At 65.2% G+C, this 25281-nt stretch carries 24 protein-coding genes and 1 pseudogene; 4 read left to right on the top strand and 21 right to left on the bottom strand.

The features are described from left to right. Positions 1-1901 precede the first annotated feature (1901 nt). The 16 genes from ACTJI8_RS20370 to ACTJI8_RS20295 all read right to left on the bottom strand — a co-directional run bounded on the left by ACTJI8_RS20370 (position 1902) and on the right by ACTJI8_RS20295 (position 16327). Positions 1902-2600, bottom strand: coding sequence for a cation transporter (locus ACTJI8_RS20370; protein WP_440735262.1), 699 nt, complete (start codon positions 2598-2600; stop codon positions 1902-1904). Continuing rightward, positions 2597-2956 (bottom strand): Cd(II)/Pb(II)-sensing metalloregulatory transcriptional regulator CmtR, encoded by a 360-nt coding sequence (gene cmtR / locus ACTJI8_RS20365; RefSeq protein WP_440735261.1) that lies wholly within the window; start codon positions 2954-2956, stop codon positions 2597-2599. The genes ACTJI8_RS20370 and cmtR overlap by 4 nt, the downstream gene beginning before the upstream one ends. Before the next feature lie 166 nt (positions 2957-3122). Then, a complete protein-coding gene (locus ACTJI8_RS20360; RefSeq protein WP_440735260.1) occupies positions 3123-4610 on the bottom strand; it encodes an ATP-binding protein in 1488 nt (495 codons plus the stop codon). A 46-nt stretch (positions 4611-4656) separates the two neighbouring features. Next, complete coding sequence (locus tag ACTJI8_RS20355; RefSeq protein ID WP_440735259.1) at positions 4657-6108, bottom strand: SCO6880 family protein; 1452 nt, start codon at positions 6106-6108, stop codon at positions 4657-4659. Positions 6109-6285: 177 nt separating this feature from the next. Beyond that, complete coding sequence (locus tag ACTJI8_RS20350) at positions 6286-7812, bottom strand: conjugal transfer protein TrbL (RefSeq protein ID WP_440735258.1); 1527 nt, start codon at positions 7810-7812, stop codon at positions 6286-6288. A 39-nt stretch (positions 7813-7851) separates the two neighbouring features. Continuing rightward, the gene (locus tag ACTJI8_RS20345) at positions 7852-8175 is read right to left on the bottom strand and encodes a DUF6112 family protein (RefSeq protein ID WP_440735257.1); all 324 of its coding nucleotides are present in this window, start codon (positions 8173-8175) and stop codon (positions 7852-7854) included. Between the two features lie 78 nt (positions 8176-8253). Further along, positions 8254-9045: a hypothetical protein gene (locus ACTJI8_RS20340; RefSeq protein WP_440735256.1), complete on the bottom strand. Its 792-nt coding sequence runs from the start codon at positions 9043-9045 to the stop codon at positions 8254-8256. Positions 9046-9049: 4 nt separating this feature from the next. Continuing rightward, on the bottom strand, positions 9050-9319 hold the full coding sequence (locus ACTJI8_RS20335; protein WP_440735255.1) for a DUF6112 family protein: 270 nt from the start codon (positions 9317-9319) through the stop codon (positions 9050-9052). Between the two features lie 73 nt (positions 9320-9392). Beyond that, positions 9393-10565 (bottom strand): M23 family metallopeptidase, encoded by a 1173-nt coding sequence (locus ACTJI8_RS20330; RefSeq protein WP_440735254.1) that lies wholly within the window; start codon positions 10563-10565, stop codon positions 9393-9395. 18 nt (positions 10566-10583) lie between these two features. Continuing rightward, positions 10584-11276 carry a hypothetical protein gene (locus ACTJI8_RS20325; protein WP_440735253.1) on the bottom strand — a complete coding sequence of 231 codons (693 nt, stop codon included), beginning with the start codon at positions 11274-11276 and terminating at the stop codon, positions 10584-10586. Between the two features lie 217 nt (positions 11277-11493). Then, positions 11494-12594, bottom strand: coding sequence for a ParB N-terminal domain-containing protein (locus ACTJI8_RS20320; RefSeq protein WP_440735252.1), 1101 nt, complete (start codon positions 12592-12594; stop codon positions 11494-11496). Beyond that, positions 12591-13418, bottom strand: coding sequence for a hypothetical protein (locus ACTJI8_RS20315; protein ID WP_440735251.1), 828 nt, complete (start codon positions 13416-13418; stop codon positions 12591-12593). The genes ACTJI8_RS20320 and ACTJI8_RS20315 overlap by 4 nt, the downstream gene beginning before the upstream one ends. Positions 13419-13659: 241 nt before the next feature. Beyond that, complete coding sequence (locus ACTJI8_RS20310; RefSeq protein WP_440735250.1) at positions 13660-14067, bottom strand: hypothetical protein; 408 nt, start codon at positions 14065-14067, stop codon at positions 13660-13662. Then, entirely contained in the window at positions 14064-14753 is a 690-nt protein-coding gene (locus ACTJI8_RS20305; RefSeq protein WP_440735249.1) for a DUF2637 domain-containing protein, read from the bottom strand. Before ACTJI8_RS20305 ends, ACTJI8_RS20310 begins: the two co-directional genes overlap by 4 nt. A gap of 73 nt (positions 14754-14826) precedes the next feature. Next, entirely contained in the window at positions 14827-15714 is an 888-nt protein-coding gene (locus ACTJI8_RS20300; protein ID WP_440735248.1) for a bifunctional DNA primase/polymerase, read from the bottom strand. Positions 15715-15976: 262 nt separating this feature from the next. After that, positions 15977-16327, bottom strand: a complete 351-nt coding sequence (locus ACTJI8_RS20295; protein ID WP_440735247.1) for a hypothetical protein — start codon at positions 16325-16327, stop codon at positions 15977-15979. Positions 16328-17029: 702 nt separating this feature from the next. On the opposite strand from ACTJI8_RS20295, the gene ACTJI8_RS20290 reads away from it, so the two are divergent. After that, the gene (locus ACTJI8_RS20290; protein WP_440735246.1) at positions 17030-17356 is read left to right on the top strand and encodes a helix-turn-helix domain-containing protein; all 327 of its coding nucleotides are present in this window, start codon (positions 17030-17032) and stop codon (positions 17354-17356) included. A gap of 439 nt (positions 17357-17795) precedes the next feature. Further along, complete coding sequence (locus ACTJI8_RS20285) at positions 17796-18290, top strand: hypothetical protein (protein WP_440735245.1); 495 nt, start codon at positions 17796-17798, stop codon at positions 18288-18290. A gap of 163 nt (positions 18291-18453) precedes the next feature. Here the strand turns inward: ACTJI8_RS20285 and ACTJI8_RS20280 are convergent, their stop codons facing one another. The 4 genes from ACTJI8_RS20280 to ACTJI8_RS20265 form a co-directional block, all read right to left on the bottom strand. Then, positions 18454-19539 (bottom strand): DNA-methyltransferase, encoded by a 1086-nt coding sequence (locus ACTJI8_RS20280; RefSeq protein WP_440735244.1) that lies wholly within the window; start codon positions 19537-19539, stop codon positions 18454-18456. Between the two features lie 197 nt (positions 19540-19736). Continuing rightward, the gene (locus ACTJI8_RS20275; RefSeq protein ID WP_440735243.1) at positions 19737-20714 is read right to left on the bottom strand and encodes a helix-turn-helix domain-containing protein; all 978 of its coding nucleotides are present in this window, start codon (positions 20712-20714) and stop codon (positions 19737-19739) included. A 531-nt stretch (positions 20715-21245) separates the two neighbouring features. Then, positions 21246-21563, bottom strand: coding sequence for a hypothetical protein (locus ACTJI8_RS20270; RefSeq protein ID WP_440735242.1), 318 nt, complete (start codon positions 21561-21563; stop codon positions 21246-21248). Between the two features lie 808 nt (positions 21564-22371). Next, a complete protein-coding gene (locus ACTJI8_RS20265; RefSeq protein WP_440735241.1) occupies positions 22372-22677 on the bottom strand; it encodes a response regulator transcription factor in 306 nt (101 codons plus the stop codon). Between the two features lie 328 nt (positions 22678-23005). On the opposite strand from ACTJI8_RS20265, the gene ACTJI8_RS20260 reads away from it, so the two are divergent. Continuing rightward, positions 23006-24064, top strand: a complete 1059-nt coding sequence (locus ACTJI8_RS20260; RefSeq protein ID WP_440735240.1) for a hypothetical protein — start codon at positions 23006-23008, stop codon at positions 24062-24064. A 25-nt stretch (positions 24065-24089) separates the two neighbouring features. After that, positions 24090-24581 (top strand): hypothetical protein, encoded by a 492-nt coding sequence (locus ACTJI8_RS20255; RefSeq protein WP_440735239.1) that lies wholly within the window; start codon positions 24090-24092, stop codon positions 24579-24581. An 87-nt stretch (positions 24582-24668) separates the two neighbouring features. Here ACTJI8_RS20255 and ACTJI8_RS20250 read toward each other — a convergent pair. Beyond that, a pseudogene (locus ACTJI8_RS20250) lies at positions 24669-25281 on the bottom strand (IS5 family transposase); the annotation flags it as partial.

The following is a 25281-nucleotide window of genomic DNA, read 5'->3' as shown; positions in this document are numbered from 1 at the left end:
CAGGTGGCCTCGTTTTCACACGTCGCAATGGCCTACTTTTCGAACGTCGTCGACATCGGCCACCCTGCGCTCCGTGAGGAGACGCCTGTTGCGCGCATTGGCGCCCTGAACTGACGACTCGGCTGGCCGCTCATCTCTGCGCGAATCTTCCCAACGCGGCGGCGTAACGGTCCGGGTTTTGCGGGTCTCTTCTGTCATCAGGAGCGTCGATCCGCCGATGACGCGTGTGTGTCGCCACGGCACGGGATGGTGATGACCTTCGACAGTCCTGCCTGCCGGGCAGGGATCAGCGCGTCCAGCGACCGAGGGTGATCGTCACGGCGGGCATGGAACCGTGCCTGGGGCCATGCCCGATAGTCCTCAGTGAACGCCGCGTCACCGAAACGCTCTCGCCAAGTCGGTCCATGCAGCCGGTGAAGTAGCTCTGCCCGTCGCTTCGACCCGTCCGCAGTGCGTGTCAGCTCCTCGAACACGGAGGGTTCGACCAACACGGCGGCGTGACTCACGATGTCCTCCCACACCTCTGGCCACGCCGTCTCCCAGGCGTCACGGTCATCCGGGTCACCGGCTCGCGCTGGCGGGTCCACGAGCAGAGGAGGAAGATCGTCACCGGTCGGCCGCAGACTCCACGCCTCCCGGACCCACAGCAGCTCCAGGAGCTGATGGGAGTCGTTGTCCACTGAGATAATCATGTCGTGCGGCCAGGGGTTGCCTTCCATCGGGGTGCTCGAGCGCGTCGCGTCTCCCTTCCAGCACAGGTGAACTCCAACCGGTATCACTCTGGTCATCGCCACGTCGAACCGGCACCATCGACGCCGCCTTGGAGAGCACAGCGTCAAAGGAAGAAGGCTCCAGTTCCTCGAACCTGCACCTGAAGCCGCCCGAACACCCCGGGGCCCTTGACGTTCCCGCCGAAACCGTCAATATTCACGCGAACTTCTAGACTTTAGTCTCCATGCACTCAAGTTCCGCCTGGCGCCCCGGCTGTCTGAGGGCCTGCTTCCCAGGTGGTGCAAGGTTCCCCGTGCCCCGACGACACGTTTAAGAACCGTCACTGCGGTCCGCGAGCGTCGTGCCCGGTGGCTGGACTACCGTGCGACGACGTGGCCGAACACCCGCAACTTGCACCTTTTCATCACGATGCAGACCGACCCCAGGCTGAACTCGCCCGGCCACCAGTTCCCCTGGAAGAAGGCCGGCATCTCCCCAAGGCCCTCCGCGAAGACCGCATCCTCGCCGAAGTCCGCGCCACCGGCGGTGACCCGCGACGCCTCACCGACTTGTCGGGTGTGGTCGGAGACCGAACTTGCGAAGGCAGTCTTTGCTGAGGGTGAGGCTTCAGCGCCCGCCCTGCGTCGAACGGTTGCAGTTGCGAACTCGGCCGCCTGGGAACGACTGCGAAACAACATCGATGACGCAGTCACCGGGTGCGGTGCTTGGGCCGAAACGGTGCCTGCGCTGCTCGACGAAATCGAGGCTCGTAGAACCAGCCAGGTGTCTGTGTACATATACGCACCAGCGGACATCCTGGCTGGCCTCGACGCGATCGTCCGACTCGGCGATCCTCGATACCTCCCCCAGTTGGTTATCGAGTGGGTTGACAGGGCTCAGTCCGGGTTAATCGGCGGGATCCTCGTGTGGGATGGAACCACTCGGGTACATACTGCGGAAGACACGCTCGGTGTCGTTTTTTCAAGGACACGATGGACTACGTGGAGGCCAGCAGCATCGGGGGAATTCGAAACTCCCCGCAAGCCTGCGGGGAGTTGTGAACTCCTGGAGATACCGGTCCATTCGGCCCTTGGTTTGAATAAGAGCATCATGGCTGAGCATCATGGGCACCAACCGCTACATCGACACCCTCGAACATCCAGACCTGCGCGAGCCTTGGTCGCAGCGAATCAGCCGCAGCTCTTCTCCGACGCGCAGCAGTCATCGTTACAGTGCTCGGATTCACGTTCTCCGGTGAGAACGGCGACCGGTGCGGCGCAGCACGCATCTCCGCGCCACGCTTCGATGCCCTCGCGGACGGCGAACCCGGCGATGACGAGCGCGGCGATGGAGTCCGCCCACGCCCATCCGAGCAGGCTGTTGAGCAGGAGTCCAACGAGTAGGGCGGCGGAGAGGTAGGTGCAAATCAGGGTCTGCTTGGAGTCCGCTACCGCGGAGGCGGAGCCGAGTTCGCGTCCGGTGCGCCGCTCGAACCAGGACAGGAACGGCATTACGGCAAGGCTCAACGCGGCCAGCACGATCCCGGCCGTCGAATGCTCCGGGTCTCGCAGGCCCGTCAGCGACAGGATCGCGTCGACCGAGACGTAGGCGGCAAGGCCGAAGAACGACACCGCGATCACTCGCAGCGCGACCTTCTCCCTCTTCTCGGGCTCGGGAGCGGCGAACTGCCACGCCACCGCCGCCGCGGACAGGACCTCCACGATCGAGTCCATTCCGAACCCGATCAACGCAGCTGACGACGCGGCGCCGCCGGCGGCGAGAGCGATCACCGCCTCGATGACGTTCCAGGTGATCGTGATCGCGACCACGATCCTGATCCGACCCCGCAGCACTCCGGTCCGCGCAGGAATCAGCACCGCCGTCGTCACTTCTCCTCCTCCGGGGTGCAGCAACCGGGAACGGTGCAGGCCGGGTCGATGCACGGCGCGTTCTCGTCGACCGCCAAGGTCACATCGACCAGGGCCGTCAGCGCGGCTGCGAGGTGTGGGTCGGCGATCTCGTAGCGGGTCTGCCGGCCCTCGGGCTCGGCGACCACAATCCCGCACCCCCGCAAGCAGGCCAGATGGTTCGACACGTTCGTGCGCGTCAGATCCAGCACGCGGGCGAGCTTCGCCGGATACCCCGGCTCGTCCAGCAGTGAGAGCAAGATGCGGGAGCGCGTGGGATCGGCCATCGCCCGGCCCAGCCGGTTCATTACGTCCACCCGCGAAGCAAGAGTCAGCATGCACTGACCATACAGTGTTCACTGACCTATCGGCAAGAGTCGAGCTTGTCGCGGGAAGACGCTCGTTCCTCGGGGTGACGGTTCCGCGAACTTTGCCTACGAGATAGTCTAAGAGGGCATCGAGTACTCAAGTTCCCGCGAAAACCTTCAATATTTCAACGAACTTTCAAACTTTCGAAGTCATGCGTTGCGTCGTATCGAACGCCTGGAGCTCGGCGGGGTGCAACTGATGCTGGACCACGTACGAAGACTCTTTAATCCGCCACAGGCCCTGCCCAGTACCCAGCGCGGGCAACAGCTTCCGTTCCGTGCCGGTCAGCCCGAGGGTCTGCGCGGCCCCGCTGATCTGGTCGGACTCTTGCCGGTAAATGATCCGGGTCTCGGCGTTCGCGAGTAGAGAGTTCGCCAGTGATCGCATCGCTGATCCGGCGTCGCCGACGTTCTCCAGATCCGTGAGTTTATGAAACACCAGGAGGTTCGCGATTCCGTAGTGCCTGGCGAGTCGCCAGTGGGCGTCCATCCTTCGTAGGAGGCTCGGGTGTGACATCAGCCTCCAGGCTTCGTCGTAGACGACCCATCGCTGACCACCGGCGGGGTCCAGCAGCGCGGACTCCATCCACGCCGACGAGCACGTCATGAGCACGCTGGTCAGGGTGCTGTTCTCGACTACGCGGGACAGGTCGAGGCTGATCATCGGCAGTGTGGGATCGAAGCGGACCGTGCTCGGCCCGTCGAACAGGCCGGCGAGGTCGCCGGCGACGAGTCTGCGAAGGGCGTGTCCGACCATGCGTCCGTCCTCGGCGAGTCGCCGGTCCGGGTCGTCGCCGGCGGCGGGGGCGAGAATCCGGTCGACGACCATCGGCAGGATTGGTACTGATGCCTGCGCGACCGTCGCCCGCAGCGCCACGTCGATGCTGGTGTGCTCGAGCGGGGTGAGAGGCCGCTCCAGGACGGTTTCGGCGAGCGCGCCGATCAGGTCTCGACGACGCGACGCGACCGTCATCGCCCAGTCTTGGTCGTCGATTCCTGCGGGTCGGTATCCCTCGTCGAGCGGGTTCAGACGATTGTTCAACCCGTGTCCGAGGATGATCGCTTTCCCGCCGACGGCCTCGGCGATCGCTGAGTGCTCACCTTTGGGGTCTCCTGGTACGTAGACGCGGCGTCCGAAAGCAATGCTGCGGGTGTAGAGACTCTTCGCCAGGCTCGACTTTCCCGCGCCGACGATGCCGGCCAGGACGATGTTCGGTGCGGTGATCACTCCGCGGCGGTACAGCTCCCACGGGTCGTAGGCGAAGCTGCCGGAGCTGTAGAGGTCTTGTCCGATGAAGACGCCCTCGGCGCCCAGGCCACCTTCGGCGAGAAACGGGTAGGCACCCTGAAGTGTGGCGGAGGTGTCCTGATGCGGCGGGACGCGGAATCGGCGCCATGAGCGCAACACGTCGGGGCCGTGCTCCCCGCCGGGCGGGAGGTAGCTGATCTGGCGGGCGATCGCACGTTCGGCCTCGTAGCGGGCGCGGGCCTCGGCGCGGGTTTGGGCCATGTCTTGGGTGAGCAGTGCCTGCGCGGCCCGCTGCCGCTGCTTACGTGCCTTGCGGGCTCCTCGCCCGGTTTCCACGAGGACCGTGGAGTACAGCTTGCGGTTCTGCGGTGACATGCGCGCCTCTTTTCCGTGCGGTGACTTTCCGCAGACCAGGTGCGGGTCACAGTCCACGAGTGAGCGGGAGGGCAGCAGCGGTGAACGCCTGGGTCTGCTGCCCGACCAGGCGTCGGGTTTCGCAGGAGGCTTGGATCGCGGCTTGCTCGATCGCGGCGATCGCCGCGTCGAGTTCCTCGATGGACGGTGCAGACACGGCGATCAGGCCCGTGAACCGGATGACCCCGTGCCCTGCGGTGAGGTCCGCCTCCTGCTGGAGTACGTCTTGGTACTCAGCGGACTGTGAGGCGTCCTCAATCTGCCCGATCCGCTGCCGCTGCGCGGCATCGGAGACGTACTCGACCTTCTTCTTGCGGATATCGCGCGCCGCGACATCTGAACGGACCGGGTCGCACAGCAGCGTGAACGACCGCCGGATGCCGCTGGAGAGCAGCAGCGGGGACAAGAATCCCGGGTAGACCTGCGAGCGCGGCCACTGCGAGACCCACAGAACCGCATGGTGCGCGGAGTCGGACCGCAGTCGCGACCACGTCTCCTCGACGGCGACAGGGCCGGCGGTCGCAAGATCGCGGCCCACGTCACCCGCCCGGTCGAGAGTCGATGCGATCTGAGGATCGTAGGCGGTGCGGAGCATGACAGCGAGTTGCCCGGGTGTGAACCACGCCGACGGGTGCAGTTCCGCGGCGCGTAGCGCCGTGGTCAGGGTGTGCATCTCCTGCCGCAGCACCGCGGCCGCGCCCTTCATCCCCGCTCCGGCCGAGCGGATCTGTCGGGCGGCGGTACGCATGTCTAGCGACAGCGACAACGTAGTGATGTGCCGTTCCCCCGCAGGGCCGGCACGATCGATCAACTCCTTGTAGGTGTTCGCGACCCACGACCCGTCATCACGACCGTGCTCACTCCACCACTGCGACAATCCGGATCCCGAGTCCGGGAGCGTGCGCTCGAGTACTTGCAGGCGAGCAACCCGACCGGACCGGCACACGGTGGATAGGACGCGCCCCCACGCGTGTACGCGCCGTTCTTGCTCACCCGGATCCATCAAGATGAACGCAGGGTGCGTAACCTCCAGCAGAGCCGTCAGCGTCTGCCGGTGCGGATCATGAACCATGACCGCGCCGTCCTCTGGATCCTCCCACTGCCGCAAGGCCGCCGCATCCCCGGGAAGAGCGAGCGTTCCCGCGGGGCGCGGCTTCACGATCCGCCTGCGGTATGAGGTCTGCCTCTTCGCCTTCCGAAGTATCCAGTGCGCGGTGATCGGCACCCACTCGACGAGCTTGCGACCACCGACCCCGACGACCACAACCGCGGCTGCGCTCGCCCATACCGGGGAAGTGAACAGCGCCGTCGGACCACCCGCGTAGAGCGAGGAGACAAAGATCACGGCCGCGAACGCGATGGCGACGACCTGGGGCAGCGAGAGGCCGAGAATGATGCCCCGACTGGTCAGTCGGGAGAATTTCACCGGGGAGAGCTCGTAATCAGGGCTGGTTGTCATCATGCCTCCTGGTCAGATGGGAACGGTGTCCCCAGCCAGGTACGACCGCGCCGCGGACCTGGGCTCCCATGGCACGAAGAAGCGACGGCGCCGCCAGGGTCAAGTCGCTACAGCTGACTCCAGCGGGCGCGGCCGCTACTGCTGCTTCACCTCCTCTCGAATGCTTGGGACTGCTGGCTACCGCTTACCCGGATCCGGCGGGGGCGGTGCCGCAGGCTTTGGGTCGCGCCGTGAGGTGGGAGCTGGCGGCACAGGCTGCCCACTCACGGGCGGTGACGCGTTGGCGGGAGCGGCCGGCGGCGAGGCGTGGGCACCCGCTCCGGGTGCCGGCGGCGTGCTCGCCGGGGGTGGCGCCTGCCCGGCCTGAGCGGCTGCGGCCTGTCCATCGGCCTGGTCTCCGATGGACGAGCCCAGTTTCGGTCCGGCCTCCGCGGCGCCCTTGACGACCTTGGCTCCGGCCACGGCGGCTAGCCCGATCGGGCCGGCCGCTGCCCCCGCTCCAGCCGCGCCCCCTGCCGCGCCGGCACCACCAGCTCCAGCACCAGCAGCACCGGCACCAGCAGCACCGGCACCAGCACCGCCGGTACCGGCACCGGCACCGGCACCGGCACCGGTGGATGCTGCACCGCTCGACGCGCTGCCGCTCGACGCGGTGCCTCCCGCGGTAGCGCCGGCGGATCCATCGGTGGGTGCTCCGGCCGGGGGCGGGGCGCCACCTCCGCTCTTGTCGCCACCGTCCAGTACCTGTTTGGGAGCGGGGCCTCCAGGGTTCCCCGGCAGCGGCATGGGCCGGTTCATCGACTGCTTAGCTTCTTGCTCGGCCGACATGACGTGGTACATGTCGAAGCCGACGAAACTGATGAACTTGTAGACCATGTAGGGCGCGAAGGCTGCGATGAACATGAGCACGATCCCCGCGACCGGATCGGCGATGGAGGCGAGGTCGAAGTCGATCGGCGCATTCACTTGGTTGATGGCCACGAGGAAGACGACGGCGATGACGAGCTTGGAGAAGATCAGGGCGAGCACGAAGCTTGCCCATTTTCCGAACCAGCCCCGCGTTGCATCCCAGGATCCGCCGGACAAAGCGATGGGGGCCATGACCACGCTGACGAGGATCAGGGCCTTGCGGACGAGAAGGCTGAACCACACGATGGCGGCGGCCGTCAGGGCGAGGAAGGACAAGAAGATCATGACGATCGCGCCCGCTCCCGGCGCGGCGATACTGATAGTGGTGAGCCCGGCGACGAGGGTTCCGATCTTGGCGCCCATGTCCTCGATCGTGTTTCCGGTGGCCTGTATGACACCGATGGTGAGTTGGTCGACGATCTCCAGCAGCGTGGTCGTGAGGGTGAGCACCAGGAAGGAGCCGAGGACGCTCCGCGCCAGGCCGAGAGCGGCACGAGACAACGCTCCGGGGTCGCGGCGGATGAGTCCGGTGATCAGCTGCAGGCAGAAGAAGACCAGCATGACGAAAATCGCGATGCCGAAGATCACGTTGTAGACGCCGACGTAGCCGGAGCCGGTCAGGTCGACCAGGGTCGTGGTGTCGAATAACCACCAGACGCCTTGGAACATCCAGGACGCGGCGGCGCCGATGGCTTGCGCGAGCCATTCGAATGGGGCGCTGATCAGCGTCCCCGCGGCTTCCCCGGCAACGTCGCAGACGTTGCTGATGATGGGGACGTCACAGATCCCGTCCATAGGTTTGCCCTCCTCTCACGGGTCGGTGTCTGATGGTGGTCAGGAGACGGTCTGGCCGACGCTCCAGAAGAAGTTGATGAGGGTGACGCTGGCGCCGGTGATGATCGCGGCTCCGCACGAGATGAGCACGCCGAGCTTGCCTCGCGAGGCAAGGTGGGGGTTGCTGCTGTTGGCGCCGAAGCCCCAGACCACCGCCGAGATGATGAGAGCCAGGACGCTGAGGATCAGGCCCACCGTCATGACGGCGCCGACGATGGTGCGTAGCGCCGCGATTCCAGGAAGACCGGAGTCGTTCGGGGTGATGTTGATGTCGGCCGGCAGGAGGGCCGGGACGGCGGAGACGAAGTCGAGAATGATCGGCATGAGGTTGCTCCTTCAAGCAGGGCTGGCGTCCCGCGCGTCGCGGGACTCATCAGCACAGGTGCGGTCCCGGCACAGCCGCTATCGACTCCGCGGGTCCACACCTAGGCCGGGAGCATCGCGGTCGGTGGTCTGCTCGACCGGTGACGGGTGCAGCTGCGCGGATCGGTCGCCCATAAGGCGTTCGAGGGTCGCTCGGTCTAGACGCCCCGTGGGTGTGCCGCCGCCAGCGGCTGTCACGGCGTGGACGTGTTCGCCGGTGCGGTGCAGGGAGACGATGGTCTGCTGCATCTGGGTGATCGTGACGACGTCGTCGGACTCAGCCTGCTGCTGCCAGGACTGTGACTCGGGCGACCAGGCCTCTTCGATCCAGGTGTAGCCGGAAATCGAGCCCATGAAATCTGCTTCGTCCCAGAATTGGATCCGTCGCAGTCCCGGGTACTCGAAGACGGACGCGTACACGCTGTTCTGGTAGTGCTTCCAGTGCGCGCCTGGGTAACCTGCCGCGATCCGATCCTCGAGCTCGTAGGCCAAGGGGTAGGCGGAAACGGGCACCGCGTCGCCCTGGTTATGGTCATCGATGAACGTCGACGCGGCCACCAGCATCTCGTGCACGCTGCCGGCAGTCCCGGTGCGGCCTGGAGTAGGCTTGTAGACCTCCTCGATCGGGTCGAAGGTCTCTTCCGCCCACGTATAGCCGCCTTGTGGGGCCGCGTCGATGCGCAGCAGCAACCGTTCCGGAAACACCACCGCGGTATCCCGACGTGCTGAGTCCGGGTCGTAGGTCCAGGAGCCGCCCGGACGATGATGCTCCTCGAGTTGCCTCACGACCTCGATGGGCGCAACGGAAACCTCGCTGACGGCGGCCATCATCGGCTCACAGTGTCGATCCGAGACGAAGGAGGAAGTTCATCCACGCGACCCCCGCCCCGGCAAGAGCCGCGCCGCCGAGGGAAACGAAGACTCCGACCTTGCCGCGGGACGCGCTCTGGAAATTGCCGCTCGAGTTGGATACCGCCCAGACGATTGCACAGATCACGAGCATCAACACGGCGAGGATCAGCGTGGTGGTCAGGAAAGCACCAACGATGCTGACGAGGGTCGACTGCCCGCCCACGGCGTCGATGTTCGGGTAGACGTCATCCATCCGGTCCTCCAAGCAGTTCACACGTCAGGTCACCGGGAAGGTGCGCGTCTCGCCCCGGCGAGCAACGGCCGGCTCAGACGGCGCAGCCGGCACCACCTGCGGTGGCGTCGTCGATGCCTTGTACCCCGTGTGCGGCCAGCCAGGGCACGGGGTCCACGGCCTCGGCGTTCGCCCCACCCGGGTGGACTTGCAGGTGGAGGTGCGGGCCGGTCGAGTGGCCGCTCGAGCCCACGTCACCGATGTGTTGCCCAGCGATGACCCGGTCTCCGGTCTGCACGTGGATCCCGTGGGCCCACATGTGGATGTACTTCGTAGCGACGGGCTTGCCGTCGACGGTGTGCTCGATGGTGATCTGTCCCGAGTATCCGTCGACCATGCCCGCATAGGTGACGATCCCGTCAGCGAGCGCAAAGACGGGGGTTCCGTCGGCGGCCGCGTAGTCCGTCCCGGCGTGCAAACGCTGCTCACCGTTGATGGGGTCGATACGCGGCCCGAAGTCGGAAGTCTGTGTGTACGAGCCGTTGGGAAGCGGGAACACCAGGCTGCGTGTCTCTGGGATATCCGGGTCCGCTGGGGTCGTGTCGCCTCCGCCCGGCCGTTGGTTGACGGTGAGCGCGTCGAGGATCATCCGAGCGACGGGCTCATAGTTCTGGTAGCGGTCCGGGAACGCAGACACCTCCACCGCCTGCGCGACCTCGCCCTTGTCCATTTGCTGCCAACCTGGAATGTCCAGCAGGCCCCGCGGTGACGGATAGTTCGGGCCGTCCGGGCCGCCGTAGAACGCCGCGGCCTGATATGCAGGATCCATCAGCTCCGCGACCGTTCCCCACCCCGACTGCGGGCGCATCTGAAACAGGCCCAGCGAGTCGTGGTCGCCGCCGTCACCGTCGTTGGGATACGTTGCCGATTCCGGGTACGTGCCCGTATTCGACAGCTGCCGCAAGGTGGACTCCGTAAGCGCAGCCATCAGGGCGATGAGGATGCCCTCTCGTCCGACCCCAGGGATGCGAGCCCCAGTTTCGATGATCGTGGCGGCATGAGTGAGCTGCGCCTTGTTCAGGGTGAACGTCGTGCCGTCGTTGGTGGTCACGGTCAACGAGTCCGGGACCGGACCGAAAATCACACCGCTGGCGATGCACAGGGCCTGGCTTGTCAGGGCCGGATTCACCAGCACTCCGACTCCCAGCAGAGTCACCATCGGTCCGAACAGCATCCCCGCGACCAGAACAGCAAGAACCTTCTTCACGGCGCCAACCCCGCCCGGTTACCGCAGTGGCTGGTCAAGCTTGGACAGCCGCAGCAGCACGCACGAATCGGTGTACGGCGGGCAGGACAGGAACATCGTGAACGCCACCGGATGCTCCGATTCCGCGGGCTGGTCCACCCACTGCCCGCTGCGATGCCGGACTCCCTCGACCGTGTACGCGATCAGACCGTCGGCGATCTGCCCGTCGGCAGCTTCGACGGCGTCGAACCACTCAGCCGGCACATGCAACTTGTCGATGGACAGGGTCTGCGCGGTGCGGTACTCGCTCAGCTGACGCCAGGTCGCCTCCGACGGGAAGTAATTGCCGAGATCGTTAATCAGCCCCGGCGTCTCCGCGCCGGACGGGTCCGCGGCCTCCAGGACCACTGCACGGTGGTCGTCCGGGGTGAGGGTCGTGAAGGTGTCCCAGGTGAATAGCGTTTGGGCGACGGCGCGCGCGAACCGCTCCGGGTCATCGGTGCTCGGCAGAGCCGGTAGCTCGTGCGCCGTCGGTGTCGCACTCGACGGCACGGTAGCCGTCTGCGTCGGGTGCGCACGGACATCCGAGTCGGCGGGCGTGCCCTGGTCGCGCGGACCGGTAATCAGCCCGTAGATCCCAATACCAGTCAGGACGAGGAGCACCAAGCCCGCTGCAGCCAGGCTGACGATCAGTCGGATCCTGCGGGAGCGCTCCGGGGCGGGGGTAGTCATGGCGGAATCTCCTATCGGTGTGCGAACACCAGACAGGTGCGATCCCGACAGCCCCGTGTCGTGGAGCCGCCACGACACGGAAGAGCACAGCCCGCGCCTGCGGGTCGAGCTACCTCGCCCGCCGCTGAGGTCTCCGTTTCGTAGGAACCCACATCCGTTCGAAATTGACGGCGGCCTCAACCGTGAGCGCATCACTCGCTCGGACGAGTGGCTGGTCCTAGCTACGGTCGGCGCGGGCCGTTTCAAGGAACTCGGTTGCCCCGGTGACGAAGCTCTCGACCAGCTCCCACTGCTCGTCCGTTGCGTACTGGCCAAAGTCAGACGGCGAGAACCGCTCCCACCAGCCGTGTTCGCGGCGTAGGAGGTCCACGAGCCGCCTGATCCGGTGCTTCTCACGCAGCAGCGGATCAGCGTCGGTCCAGCCGACCGGCCCCGCCGTTGCCTGAGCTTGCTGGCGCAACTGCACCACGTGCGGCACTGCACGCAAGGCTTCGCGCAGCGCGTCCTTCGGCGTGGGCTGGGCGCGGATCAGATCGAGTTCGGCGCGAGCGGCGGCGCGTACGGGTTCCGGGTGGTTCGGGTCATCGGCAGTCTGAGCCAAGGCGGTCGTCGCCTGCTGAATTTTCACGCGCAGATACCTGCCGTTGACTTTGCCGTCCGCATTGAGCTCGATCAGCGCCTCCGCTGCGGCTTGCCGCACTTCTGGGTGCTCGTCATCGGATGCGGCGATGTGCTGCAGCTCGACGACCTGATCCAGCTTCGAATGCGAGTCGTACCCCGTAACGGCCTTTGCGGCCTGCACCCGGGTCTTTCCGGCGCCCTGCCCGGTGGCGGGCTGCGGTGGTGTTGAATCAACACCACCATCGTCCCCGCCTGCCGGAGTGGAGGCGGAGGGACCATGGTTCGGGGCTGCTCCGGCGGTGCGGGAAGCACCGAAGCGGGTCGCTTCTTGCTTGCGGGCGTTCTCCTCGGCGATAAGGTCCGTCAACTCTGCGTACAGCTCTGCCTGCTCGATCGTGGTGAGCATCTTGTGCAACGTGTTCTCGTCCTGGATAGCAAGGACCATCGAGAGCTTGTCTGAGACGCCGGTGACCACCCACACGGGCACGGTCCGGAAGCCGAGCCGTCGCAGCGCGGCGAGGCGTCGTTTGCCGGAGATGAGGACGTTGTCGGTAGTGATCGAGATCGGGGTGAGCAGCCCGACGCGTTTGATTGAGTCAGTGAGCTCGTCGAGGTCTCCGAGGTCGTGTCGGTAGGAGTGCCCTGTCGTGATCTGGTCGATCGCATGCTCGAGGACGAGGTGGCTGGAGCGGCTCATGGTAGCTCGCCGGTCGTGGCGAGGTCGGCGGCGATCTCTCGGGAAAGATGCACGAGGTCGGTGTCGGCGAGTAGCTCGCGGGCGGTGTCGCCCAGCAGGGCGCGGGCGAGCAGTCCGAGCCGATCGGGACGGCGCTTGCGCGGGCTGGCGCCGACGATCAGATTCACGAGCCGCGCCCATGCTTCGGGCGTGTAGCCGAGCCGCAACGCGATGTTGTGTTCTTTGGTCACCGTGTCCAAAGCCGACTGGTGCGAGGAGAGTCCGGTGATGCGGTGCGCGATGTAGTCCACCGCCTGTTCGACCTGGCGAGCCGGCCAACCGGTCACGACCAGGAACACGCTGGTGGTACGGATTACTCGTTCCGCGCCGCCCATGTCGTTCGGGCGGACGAGCGACGTGGCGTGCGGGTGCACGTCGTAGAAGAACTCCTCGTAGTGACCGGCACGGACCGGTTCCTCGTCGGGACGCTTTGACGGACGGCGGGCCTTGTCCTGGCTTGTCATGTTGCGGTCGGCATGTGCCTCGGCGGCAATGCCGAGCGCGACCGCGCGGGTGACCACGGCCCACGGGTCGGTGGCTTTGATCGTCGTCGGCTGCCGCATCGCGATGAAAGCTTCGTAAGCGGCGTCGGCCGGGTCGCGGTGCCAGGCGCGAGCGATGGGCGTGTACTTCGAGGTCGCGTAGACCATCAGCTCGGCGGCGACGGGGCTCGTCGCCCAGGCGTTGTGCGTGTTCAGGTTGATCAACGTTTGGCGCAGACCTTCCGGCGTCGTGAAATCGACGCGGTCGGCGGACGGATCGGAGGAACTGTTGTGATTGTTCATAGCGACTCCCTCATGGGATCTGGGTGCAGGACAGGTGCGGGGCCCGTACCGCCCACCGGTCCGCAACCCCGGACGCATCAGATGACGAGGAACGTGGCCCGCTCTTCGGGCGTCACTGATCGCCGGCCGTGGCGCAGCAGATCACGGCCGGTGCGGGGTGTCGGCGTGTGCCGACGAGGGACGAAGGGTCAGATACGGGAGCCGGGCTCGGTCAGAACGACGCGGCCCGAGCGAGCTTCGATCATCGGCTCACCGCCGTTCTCCCGAGAACACGCTGCGACGAAGTCGCTGGGGTCTCCGGAGTCAGTTCGGCTTCACGGCGGGCAAGGAATGTCCGCATGTGCGTGCGGTTCTCGCGCACCGTCTCGCGAACGATTTCGGTCAGACGCTCTTGGGTTGCGAGGACGCCTTCGGTCAGTCGGGCACCACCGCGGGCGGCGAGGTCAGTCGGACGCACCCACTCGACGCTGCGCCGCGCACCAGCGGCGGCGGCGGTCGTGCCGGGCACGCTGGGATCGCCGTGCTTTGCGATCTCCTCCAGTCGAGCGGCGTCGTCGTGTGCGGTGCGCGATGTCGCCGACTCGAACTGCTGAGGGTCGCGGGGATGCGGACGTGGGTGCAGCGGGCTGGTGTCGGGGTCGAGGGTCATGTGTGGGCTCCTTCCGTGTGCACGTCAGGTGCGGCGAGCCACCGGCCGACCGTGGTGGGGTGGACGCCCAGCTCCTCGGCGATCTGCCGTTGCGGAACCTTCTGAGCGGCAAGCTCCACAGCACGACGGCGCGTCGCGGGGTCGGCCGGTGGTCGACGGCGTGCTGTCTTCGGACGGCCGGATCTGCCCTGTGCGGAGGCGGGTTCCGACGAAGCACCTTCGAGCATCGGCGACGTGGAAGCGGTGAGCGCGGGAGCGGCGACCAACGAGCGCGTTGGTTGAGGACCCGGGTCCGGGGTCGTGGCGTTGCTGTGGGTGAGTTCGACGGTGAGATGCGTCATGGCGAGGAGCACGAGCGGTGGGACGGACGCGACGAGCGCGGACACGATCGAGGGCACGCGAGTGTCGGCGGTGACGACGGCGTGGGCGACATTGGCGGCGACCGAGACGGCGGCGCCGGCGGCGAGAAGGATCCAGGCGTAGCGGCGAGCGGTGCGCGCCTGACGCCGGAGAGCGACGATCGAAATCGTCGCCTCAAGGACCACGCCGTCCACGATGAGCGGCCACACCCAGGCTCGGCCGGCAGAGATGCCCGCGAGCGTCGCGAGGTCGGCGAGTGTCGTGAAGGAGAGCCAGAACGCGCCGAATGCGAGCAGCAGGGTCCCGATCACGCTGGAGGCGATCACGAACCGCATCGTGGCCGCGCCGGGAGAAGGGGCCGGTTCAGTTGCACGGCGAGATGTGGGGATTCGGTGATGCTCATCGTGACGCCAAAGTTCGAAGCCTGCTGGCACCGGCCGTGGGCGTCTCATGGCCGCCGAGTTGCGCCGCCCGCCATGCAGAGTGCAGGGTCGCGGCCGTCTCTCGTTCGGTCAGGCCGATCTGTCGCGCCGGTCCGTCAAGGAGGGCACGCATCGATCCCTCGTTCCAGCCGTTCTCCGCTAACCGGCAACCAGCCCAGAACAGGCTGCTGTTCCGGTTGCCTTCCGCGGCGCGGCTGACCCACGCCGCCAGTTGCTCCGCACCGAAGTCGGTCGCGAGCGCTGCCGGTGTGGCGTGGCTCCGCTGCCTGCGCGGGGGCGTCAAGAGTGCGCAGATGCGATTGGCATTCACAGGGGCCGGCTCGTTCCCGATCGTCAACGTCCGATACTGGGTCTGTTGGCCTGCGATGGTGATGCTTGATGGTGGGGCGATGACGTAGCCGCCCAGGCCACGGAAGTCGATGTGGACCGTCGATCGTGACCAGTTCTGCTGTGCACGAGAGGGGTCGGAGGGAAAGTACAGGTGCGCGCCTCCGGACGGGGTGCGCACCGCCTGCAGAGCACCGCCAACTAACCCTGCATCGTGCAGGAATCGCAGAGTTGCGAACCCATCGCCAGTGCCGTGTACGTCGACATCGAGGACGTCCACGCCGCCACCCGTTGCGATACCGATGTTCGCCTCCGGTTGCCAGGTCCACCAGCGTCGGATACGGGAGGGATCGGTGGATGCATCGTGAAAGCCGTGCTTGGTCAACGGCTCTTTCGCGCCAGGAGCGCAGGGGAACACGCGCAGGCCGGCAGCGGCGTAGACGAGTGCGGATGTGGGCAGGGCCAGGTGGCTCTCGCTAATCTCGCGCAGAGCGTGCTGCAGTTCGCTGATCGGCATGACGTGCTCCTCTCACCCTTGCCGGGTGAGGTGTTGCCCGGCCCGAGGGTCAGGTGCGTTGCATTCACCCGGTTACCGATTCATCAGCCCGTGTACGCGACCGGATTGGTCGTTCGGGGCTGGAATCGGCATGCTCCACACCTACGATCCGGGGCAGTGTTCGTCCACCGTTTTCGGGCAGGATGCGTGATTCAGCATCGAATATGCGCGTCTCGGTCAGACACGCCGGGCCGTCCTAGACTAGGGATCACGTGCCAATGCGCTAAAGATCGCGGGCGGGCGCCAGTGGGGCTTTCGGGTCTGGACCGGAATTTTCTGAGCTGATGTCGCGGCCTCTTCGGGCAAGGAGGTCGTCGAGCATCACACCGAGTTCCAGCGATGTCAGGTTCGGGTTCGACGCCTTCGGGATCCCCGTGCGCCCGGTCTCGTGAACGATCCTGCCGATCGTCGTCATCATCCGCAAGGCCGAGATGTCTTCCCGGATCAGAATGGCCGCGATCTGGTTCATCGCCGTCGCGTCATGTTCGGCCGGCGCGAACGCCGCGGACGCGGTGACCTTGTCTCCAACCGGGGCATAACCCACGACCAGACGCAACGCACCGTGTCCGTCCATGCCGGTGACGTCGTAAACGCCGGCGGAAATCCAGTTGTGGGCATCGGAGCTGGTCCCTCGTACAACGCCGGACCATCCGGAACTTCCGGGTTGGGCACGCTCACTTCGAGATCCGCCGCAGCAAGCATTGCCGCGAGCTGCGCACGCTGCTCACCTCTGAGGAGGCGGGCCGCAAGCCCTTGGATCTCTCGGCCAGGATTCGCCAGCGCATCCAACGTCTGCAACGCGAGCAAGTCAGCGGGCAACCATTCCCGAGAGAACTTCGCCGGCAGGTAGCTAGTGCGCGGACCGCCTTCGGCGAGGATGGCCTGCAGTCCGTGTTGGTGCCGACGCGCCGTCTCGATGACATTGATGCGCCAACGGTCGTGTTCCGACGCGTCCAGGCGCGTTTGAGGTTCGAGCGGGAGAGGTTCGCGTTCGAGTAGATCGATCACGGCGTCGCGCACGCGTTCGGCGTGCTCCAGCTTCGAAAGGAGGTCCGGCAGTCGTGCCGCGCTCAGTGCGAGGCTCAGGCACCGGTCCCGCCAGGATGCGTGCGCGTCTTCGAAGGCGACCTCGTCTGGTGAACCATCCGTCAGCCGGAAAGCGTGCTGGCGCGGCGCGGGCCGCCCGATGACTCATAGCTGCACCGCCAGGAGGCCAGAATAATCATGCCGGATATTTCTGGCTGACGAGTGGAGCGAAGCGCGTCAGCGTAGAACGATGTCCTCTCTAGCACCGTCCACATGGGAGGAATACGCCAAAGTCCTCGGGATCGAACTGCAACGTCAACGCATTCAGCGCAACCTCTCTCAAGAGGCCCTGGCCCATCGTGCCGGGCTCACGTGCACCCACTACCAGCAGCTCGAGCGCGGATACTGGAAGCCTGGATCTCCAGCGAACCCCTCACTGAAGATCCTCGCGCGCCTCGCCCAGGTACTCGATCTCGAGATCGGCGATCTTATGCCACCCGTCACGTCGCTCCACTGGCCCGAGGAGAGCAGCTTCCCCGCACGCTCGTCGGCAGGCCGCCCGCAGCGCAACGGGTAACGGCGGTGCCAGGACACAAGCGTCAACCGGCGTTCCGCTCCACACGGTCATCGACGCCACCGCGCCGAAACGTCAGTGCGAGGTCGTCGCCCGCCGAATGCGGCGGGCGTCATAGCGCTCCATAGAGCAGGTTCGAGGAGCACCGTCGGCGTCGAGCCGAGCTTGCGGCCGATCCGGCGCTTATCAGGGAAGTACTAGTGGCGGGTAATTGGCGAGCCAACGAGATGGCTAAGGCGACGTCAGAGGAAGTTCGCGCGAGCATGGGGACGCTGTTGCTCATGGGAGTCGGCACCACGGCGATCGGTCTGCTCCCGACGTTTGCGCAGGTGGGTGTGCTGGCTACGACGCTGCTGATTGTCTTCCGCGCGATGCAGGGCCTCGCTGTCGCAGGCGAATGGGCCGCCGCCACGCTCATGGCCACGGAGAACGCCGAAGCAAAATGCGCACCTCGGCAGGCATGTGGGTGCAGCAGGGCTCACCGGCAGGATCGATCCCGGCGACGCTCGTCTACCTCCCTGCGGGTATGTTGCCAACCGAGCAGTTCATGGCCTGGGGGTGGCGGGTTCCATTCCTGTTCTCTGCCGTGCTGCTCGTTGTCGCGCTCGTGATCCGTTCCCGGGTTGAGGAGTCCAAGGATTTCGTCGACACCAAGCAGAACCAGCAGATCGTCCGCGTGCCTGTCGTTCGTGTATTCCGGGTTGCTCCCGCTCTGCTGTTCTTTGGCGTTCTCGCCAGTGCAGCCGGCATCGCTGGAGCCTTCTTCCAGAGACACGTTCCTGATCTCGTGGTGGAGCACGCTCTGGTCGGAATCTGGGGCGCGCAACCGTCGCTACGCCGTGCCGCGGCACGTTCGGACGAGTTCGCAGAGCTAGAGCATGCGTCTGCCAGGCAGGCTTCCGCCCGATCAACGAGTTCGGCGGTTCGGTGGCACTGAGACGCGAGCAAAGTATCCACACCGTCGGCGGTGACCCAGTTGCAGCCTCCTTTGACCGCCAGACCTAGCCAACAGCGATCGCCTCGGACGCGTCTGCGAAGCACGAGAGCGCAATACGGGCAGCCTTGTATGCCGGTGATACCGGTCTCGATTACGGTCGCGGTCACGAGGTGGAGCGATCGAGGCGCGAAATGATGAGTGGAACGAACTCTGGCTCCTTCTCGATGGCCACCACTCGGAAGCGCTCGAGGACTCCGGCCTCGACCGTCGTGCCGGAGCCGGCGAAAGGCTCGAGGATCAGGCCCCCCGGCGGGGTGATGAGCCGGATCAGCCACCGCATCAGAGCCAGCGGCTTCACCGTCGCGTGCGAGACACCGAACGCGCGAGGTCTCTCCTCGCGGTTCGGCTTCGCCTCATACCGAAAGACGGGGAACGTCGTTGACGCGGGCTGCGTGCGCCAGCTGCCCGTGAGGAGGTCCAGCGCGTCGGCCTGGGTGGGGTCGAGAGCGACGTTAGGAGGCCAACGGTTCTCATCGAACCGGGCTGCATCAATGTTGAGCGCGCCGGTCCCATGCTCGAGGACGCTCCCTACTACGGTGCCGGCGACGGGCTTTCGTGCGAGCATGATCGGTTCAAATGCCGGCCGCAGCGCCGTGCCCCATCCTTGCCATTGCTGCGCGTCATCGCTGACGGGCAGCCCTGCCGAAACAACGCGCCTCGTCGCCCCCAGCACGGAGGGGTGGTCCGCCTTCTGCACAATGCGGTCGCTGCGGATGGCACCGTTGCGTCGGTCGAGCGCATAGGACACGTCCATGCTCTTGGGCATGCCAGATGAGTAGAGCCAGGCGATCTGGTCACGCACCTCGAACCCTGCATTCTCTAGACCCCGCACCATGCGGTGCCACGTGCGGGTCCCGCCGAACACTGCAGCGTGCGCGCCCGGTTTGAGAACGTGCAACGCTCCACGTGCCCACTCGGTGCACCAAGTCTCGAAGATCTCCGGCGGCGTCATGTTGCGGGTATCGAGATGTTGCAGCGACTCCAGAAAGCCCGATGCGTCATCCCACGTGTGACCGTTGAAGCTGAGGCCATACGGCGGATCACTAATCAGGGCGTCGACACTCGCCGCCGGGAGCTGGGGCAACATGGATACGGTGTCACCGAGGTAGAGCGTGACCCGGTCATCGACATGGATCGGCGTCGGCGGAGCGGCGGCGGGTGGGGTGGGCGGTATCGCGGGGTGAGGCATGCGAGGATCTCCGGCTGTTCGGGGCGTGTTCGCCGCCTGTGGGCGACAAACCGGTCATCCCGCAGGTACGACCGCACCCAGACTGTGTCCCACGACCTCTGGCCGCGGAGCAGCGATCTCCTCATCAGCGTCGCCGGCTGACAGTCCGGCCGCCCTACCTCTGCCAGGCCACCTTCGTTCGGCCCGCGGACCGGAGTTCAGAGAGCTCCACACGATCGGCAATCGACGTCGGCTGCTCGCCGCAGCCCGCCCGGGGAAGGGCCCAGTCCGCATTCTGGATCACGTTCGAACGGCATGCCGGAGCTCTCACCCTCGGATAGGGACCTCTTGCCGGTCCGCCGCACCCGCTTGGCGAAAACTCGCGGCGATACCCGGAATCGACGCTGGAACGCGCGACTGGCCGCGGATGGATTCCGCCACCCGCTGAGGACGGCGGCTTCGCTGACCGACATCGCGCGAGTTCCGAGAAGTTCAGCCATGTTCTCGAGCCGGCGCTGCCACACCCATGACCCCGGAGGGACGCCCAGGTCCCTGACGAACAGCCGCGTCAACTGGGATTCCGACAATGACGACGCTCGTGCGAGGTCCCGCAGCGTCCATTCATGTTGCAGATCCGCCTCCACCGCACCCATCGCACGCAGTACCTCAGGACGCAATGGTGCGCTCCGAGCCCGCCGATCTGAAGCCGTCCCCAACTGCTGCACCGCATCGAACAGGTCCGCGAGCGCAGCCAATTGTTGCAGCCGGGAGCGACGTGTCGCAGCAAACCGGATCAGTTTCGGGGCAAGCACGCGCATGCTCTCCGCGCCGATGTCCAACACACCGACGTGTGCGCGATCGGAGGACGTTTGCAGCAGCCCTACTAGCGGATGCCTCACTGGAAGCCATTCCAGTTGGGATGCGACGTAGCTCGGGCGCAGGTAGAGACTGACCGCGCGGCAGAAGCCCACCGGAAATGCCGCGCACCACATGCCAGTTGGTATCGCCAGTACGTGCCCGGCCATAGCGCGCAAAGACCCGGCTGCGCTCTCAACGGCAGACTCGCCACCGATGACAAAACTCAATGTGACCGGATCAGCAACCAACCGCCCCGTGGGAACGGTCATCAACCAGTCCGAGACCCGGAACGGCTCACGCGTACCTCCGAAAAGCACCGAATCCGTGAGCTTGATCACAGACAGTACACCCCTTCGCAAACGGGCGACCCGCCGAACGCCAGGGCCACTCAACGCGCCCCACCAGTGATTAACGACCATTGTCATTGCGCCCTCAACTTACCCAGCGGGGCGCGTGGGCCCCGGCCGTCGGCATACGCAGCATTACCCGAGCATGCCGGGACGATCCACGATGGTCAGTCTGGGTAGTCGCAGTCGACAAGGCCGCAAGGCGCCGCTCGGCCGTCATCAACGAGGGGTTGGACTACCCCCGACCGGCCGGCAGACTATCCACCCACGGGGGCGCCTGGCTCACCGCAGGGGGTGAGCCAGACACGCTGCGTGGGGATCGGCGGCGACACCAGAGAAGGTGAGCCTGACTTTCTCCTCGTCCGAGGTGGAGCGCCCGTCGGGCGGCAGGTGACGCCCTGGTAGTTGGAGAACAGGTCGGGGCGCTCGAGCACTTACCGGCACTCGTCCTAGCGGAACACCGACCAGAACCCGCGCCCAAAGAATGAGGCGTCGGTGAGCCTCTCCGCGGCGATCCTCTTGTCAACAATGGTTGTTCGGTCCTCTCAATGCGTTCCGACTGGCCAACTCGAGCCAGGCTGCTCGTGTTTCCGTGCCGGCATCAGTCGCGGCGCGGGCGAAGCAGTACAGCCCATCGCGCTGGACGGCACCGAGGACGAGCGTGCCCACACCGTCCGGAACGATCAGTTGATTGTGGATCACCGAGGCATCCGGCGGGATCGGGTACGCCGTCACGCCCAGGTCCTTCGTGTTGTTTGGTTGGATGGCCGCCGAGTTTGCGGCGATGCCGATCGATCTACGCAGCCCCTCCAACTCGGCGCGGACGATGTCAGAGACCACCTTTAGCACAGCCTTCGAAACAGTGTAAGAACCGTGCCCGAGGGCAACTAAGAACCGTGCCCGAGCGCAACAGAGATCGTCGCAAGCAAACTCGTGTTGACTATGTGTCACGGCAGTCTTTGCTCGATCATCGGCGGAACGCACGCGGAGACCCCGTATCGAGGACGGCGACGAGCGACGCACCCACGCCGATGCCGTTAGACCGGTCTGGAAATCAGTCATGCATAACTCATCCTCAAATCGATGCCTGTGGCATCAATGCCTCGTATCGATTAAGCTAGGAATCCCCCGGAGATGTGTCCAATACATTATCGTTACCAAGCCATGCAATCTCGTTATAGTGGACGGAATATGCGATGGGTTATTCGCGAAGCTTTCGCCCCCTGCGTCACGCAGTCCACCCATCAATCCAGCGCCAGCGCTCCGGCGACTTGAGACGGCGCCGCGGCGCCCTTCTCCCCAATGGCGTCACGCGATGACGGCTGGGAAGCCGAGTTATCGCCAGACACCCACGGCGGTGAGATGCGCATCTATATCGCCGACCCCCGGCTCGTCGAGTACCGGGGAGCCACACGTCTCGGCACGTCACGACCGCGTCCAACGACGCAGGGATGGACTCGACCTTGGCCATGCGGTAGCGACAGCCCTCTTTGAACGTGCCGAGGCGGACCACGAGCACGAATGACCGTCACGGGCAATCGAAGCCCTGTGGTTCTGACCACGTGAGTGCCGTCAGACGAGTGCCTAGCGTCGGCGCCGGCATGGCGGGTTACGCGCCCCGCATAAGTTGTTGGATGGCGAACACGCGTCAGTTGCACGTGGCGCCTTGCGGGAGGTCGAGTTTCGTGAAGATCGAGGTGATGTGCTTCTCGACGGCACTCTGGGTGACGTAGAGCTCTTGGCGCAAGGACGCGTTAGTGTGCCCCTGCGCCATGAGTGTGAGGACTTCGCGTTCGCGATCGGTGAGCCGCGAGATGGGTGAGTCTGCTGGTCCTGCGAGGAGCAGTTGGCGGACGACCTCTTGGTCGAATGCCGTTCCGCCATTGCCGACTCGTTCGATCGCGTCGAGGAACGCGGCGCTGTCCGAGACGCGATCCTTAAGTAAGTAGCCCACTCCCCCGGCGCCTGCGAAAAGATGAGTGCAGCTTGGTTGCCCTCGTCGACGAAGTAGGGCGGCATCCGGACGTCCACTGTCACCAATTGTGGTTGCCGCTCGGATACGGCGTCGATCAGCTCGGTGGCGGAGCCTACCGAATCGCCAATCTCGTGCCCCTCGGCGAGCAGGAGCTGGGCGAGCCCCAAGTGGACACCCTCAGTCAGCCACCTCACCATGACCTTTGGCCAGGCTTGCTGGCATTGCTGTAGCTGCGCCATCTCATTTGTTAGGGTGCCCTTAGTAGCAAATGCTGCTACCCCGCAAGGGGTAATCGACTGGAGGGTCGATGAAGAAGAAGACGTTGATAGGTGCGATTGGTGCTGCAGTACTTATCGCTGGTTGTGCTGTGACTCCTGCGTATGCCGAGTCAAGCGAGCTGAGTGACTCACAGCTTTTGTCGCTTCTGCAGCAGCACGGAGTGGACACCACTTCGGGCTTGGTAGATTCCGGCGAGGCTCCGGCGGAAGGGGCTGCGTCGGCTCGCGCCACCACCGATACACCTTCCGGGGAGGATTCCCAGATCGTCGAGGAGGTCTACTACACAGCAGACGTAGCGGTGCCGGCATCCTCGGACGGGGATATCTCGGTGAAGTCGCAGTTCGGCGATATCGAGATCTCGCTCCCGGATCCGGGATCCGACTCTCGGAGTGAGGTGAGCGACCGCGTTTCATCTTTCACTCATGGTGACGGTTCGATCAGTGCCCCGATCGTGCGCGACAACGGGGTCCAGGTCATCACTGTGATCTCTTCCCCGGACGCTCCCGAGACATACTCCTACGAGGTCGGTCTTGACGGAGGTCGCCTACAATTGGAGGACAACGGGGCAGTCTCCGTGTACGCGGCCGATGGAAGCTTCGTGGGAGGATTCGCCGCTCCATGGGCGACCGATAACACGGGTGCCGCTGTACCAACGTCGTACTCCGTCTCTGATGGTGTACTGACACAGACCGTCGAACACCAGAACCAGGACGTCGCATATCCGATCGTCGCGGACCCCAACTACAGCAGCGGCCCTTTCACAAAGAGCACGGTGTCTGCATACTCCGCGTCTAACCCGGGATACAAAGTCTCCGCATGGCTCTCTGCGAGCGGCCGCGTCGTGCACGTCGCTCAGCCCGGAGTTTTCTCCGCCCAGGGTTGGGGAGTCCTCAAGGCGAACCACCCCGGCTACGTTCTCTCGGGTGGGAAGGACCGCCCGACGATGAAGCAGCAGTGGGATTGCCACATCGTCGGCGGACTTGCTGAGTGGGACAGTTGGGACCTCGAAACAGGCCGCCCGAGCAACCCCAACTGGGGAACCCGGATCGGCACTGTCTGGCCGCCGGCTTTGATCTGCAACTGGTAGGACGGAACGCATGAGAAACCGGGTGATGAGCATCATCGTTGTTAGTGCTGTCGTGGTGGTGCTCATCACCTACGGGCTTGTCGCCAGCCTCTACTGGCCAGTAACCGCAGTGTCACGGGACGTGTGGGGAGCAGGCTACGCGCAACTCGAACCGTCGAACATCGCAGGAACAGTTACCGCAGTCTTCATCTGGGCCGCTCTCACCGCTCTTGCCGGGTGGGGAGCTCTCCGACTCAGCCGCGGGACTTCCGCGATCAGGGGATCAGCGATAGCGCTGACGCTCTTGGGCGCAGCGGCAATCCTCCTGTACATCCCCGTTGTCTTTGCAAGCATCGCGGTCTACAACGTCGTCCCGACAACGACCGACTACCCGGATCGTGTCACCCCAATCGTCGTGCTGGCGGGGATCGCGTGTTTGCTCGCTGGGGGAACCATCTCAGCGATCGAAGCACTTCAAGAACGACGCAGGACACACTCCGCAAATCACTCTGCGCTGCCAACCCCCTTCACCAAATAGGGTTCTTCGTTTGTGGGAGTTCTATGATTCAAGTGAGTGAACGAACTCCCACAAAGCGATCCCGTAACGGCCAGCGGACGAGATGGGCTAGGACGTGTCTGACAATTGCCTCGTCCACGTGAAGACCGCGTTGAGGACGACGGTGGCGCGGAAGACGAGCGCGAGGTCGTCATAGCGGGTGGCAGGGCCGCGCCATTGCTTGATGTGGGCGTAGCGGCGTTCGATTACGTTGCGCTGCCGGTAGTCGGTTTGTCGAGAGCGACCGGGTTTCTGCCGCGTGACCCGCGCCGCTTGCGGTGCCCCTGCTGGTCGGAGGGTTCGGGTATCACCGCTTTTATGCCGCGGGAGCGCAAGTAACCGCGAATCGCCCTGGATGAGTAGGCCTTGTCGCCTGGGTGCGCATCGGGCAGGGTGCGTGGACGACCGACTGCACGGGCAACGCGAAGATGCGCCATCGAGGGCATGAACATTGGCGAGTCACCTGCTTGTTCTGCGCTCACCAATGTGACCACCGGGAGACCATTGCCATCGACCAGCTGATGGATCTTCGTTGACAAGCCACCCCCGGGATCGGCCGACCGCGTGATCGGGTGGCTCCTGACGAGAGTCCATGTAATTCAACTCAGTCTCTGCTGGGCGCCTCGTGTGTCGACGACGTTCGAAAAGTAGGCCATTGCGACGTGTGAAAACGAGGCCACCT

The organism is Microbacterium sp. 22303 (assembly GCF_052045265.1).
In the GTDB taxonomy this organism is placed as follows: Bacteria; Actinomycetota; Actinomycetes; order Actinomycetales; family Microbacteriaceae; genus Microbacterium.
Note: the sequence above shows the minus strand (reverse complement) of the source record. Positions and strands in the feature narration are given on the sequence as shown.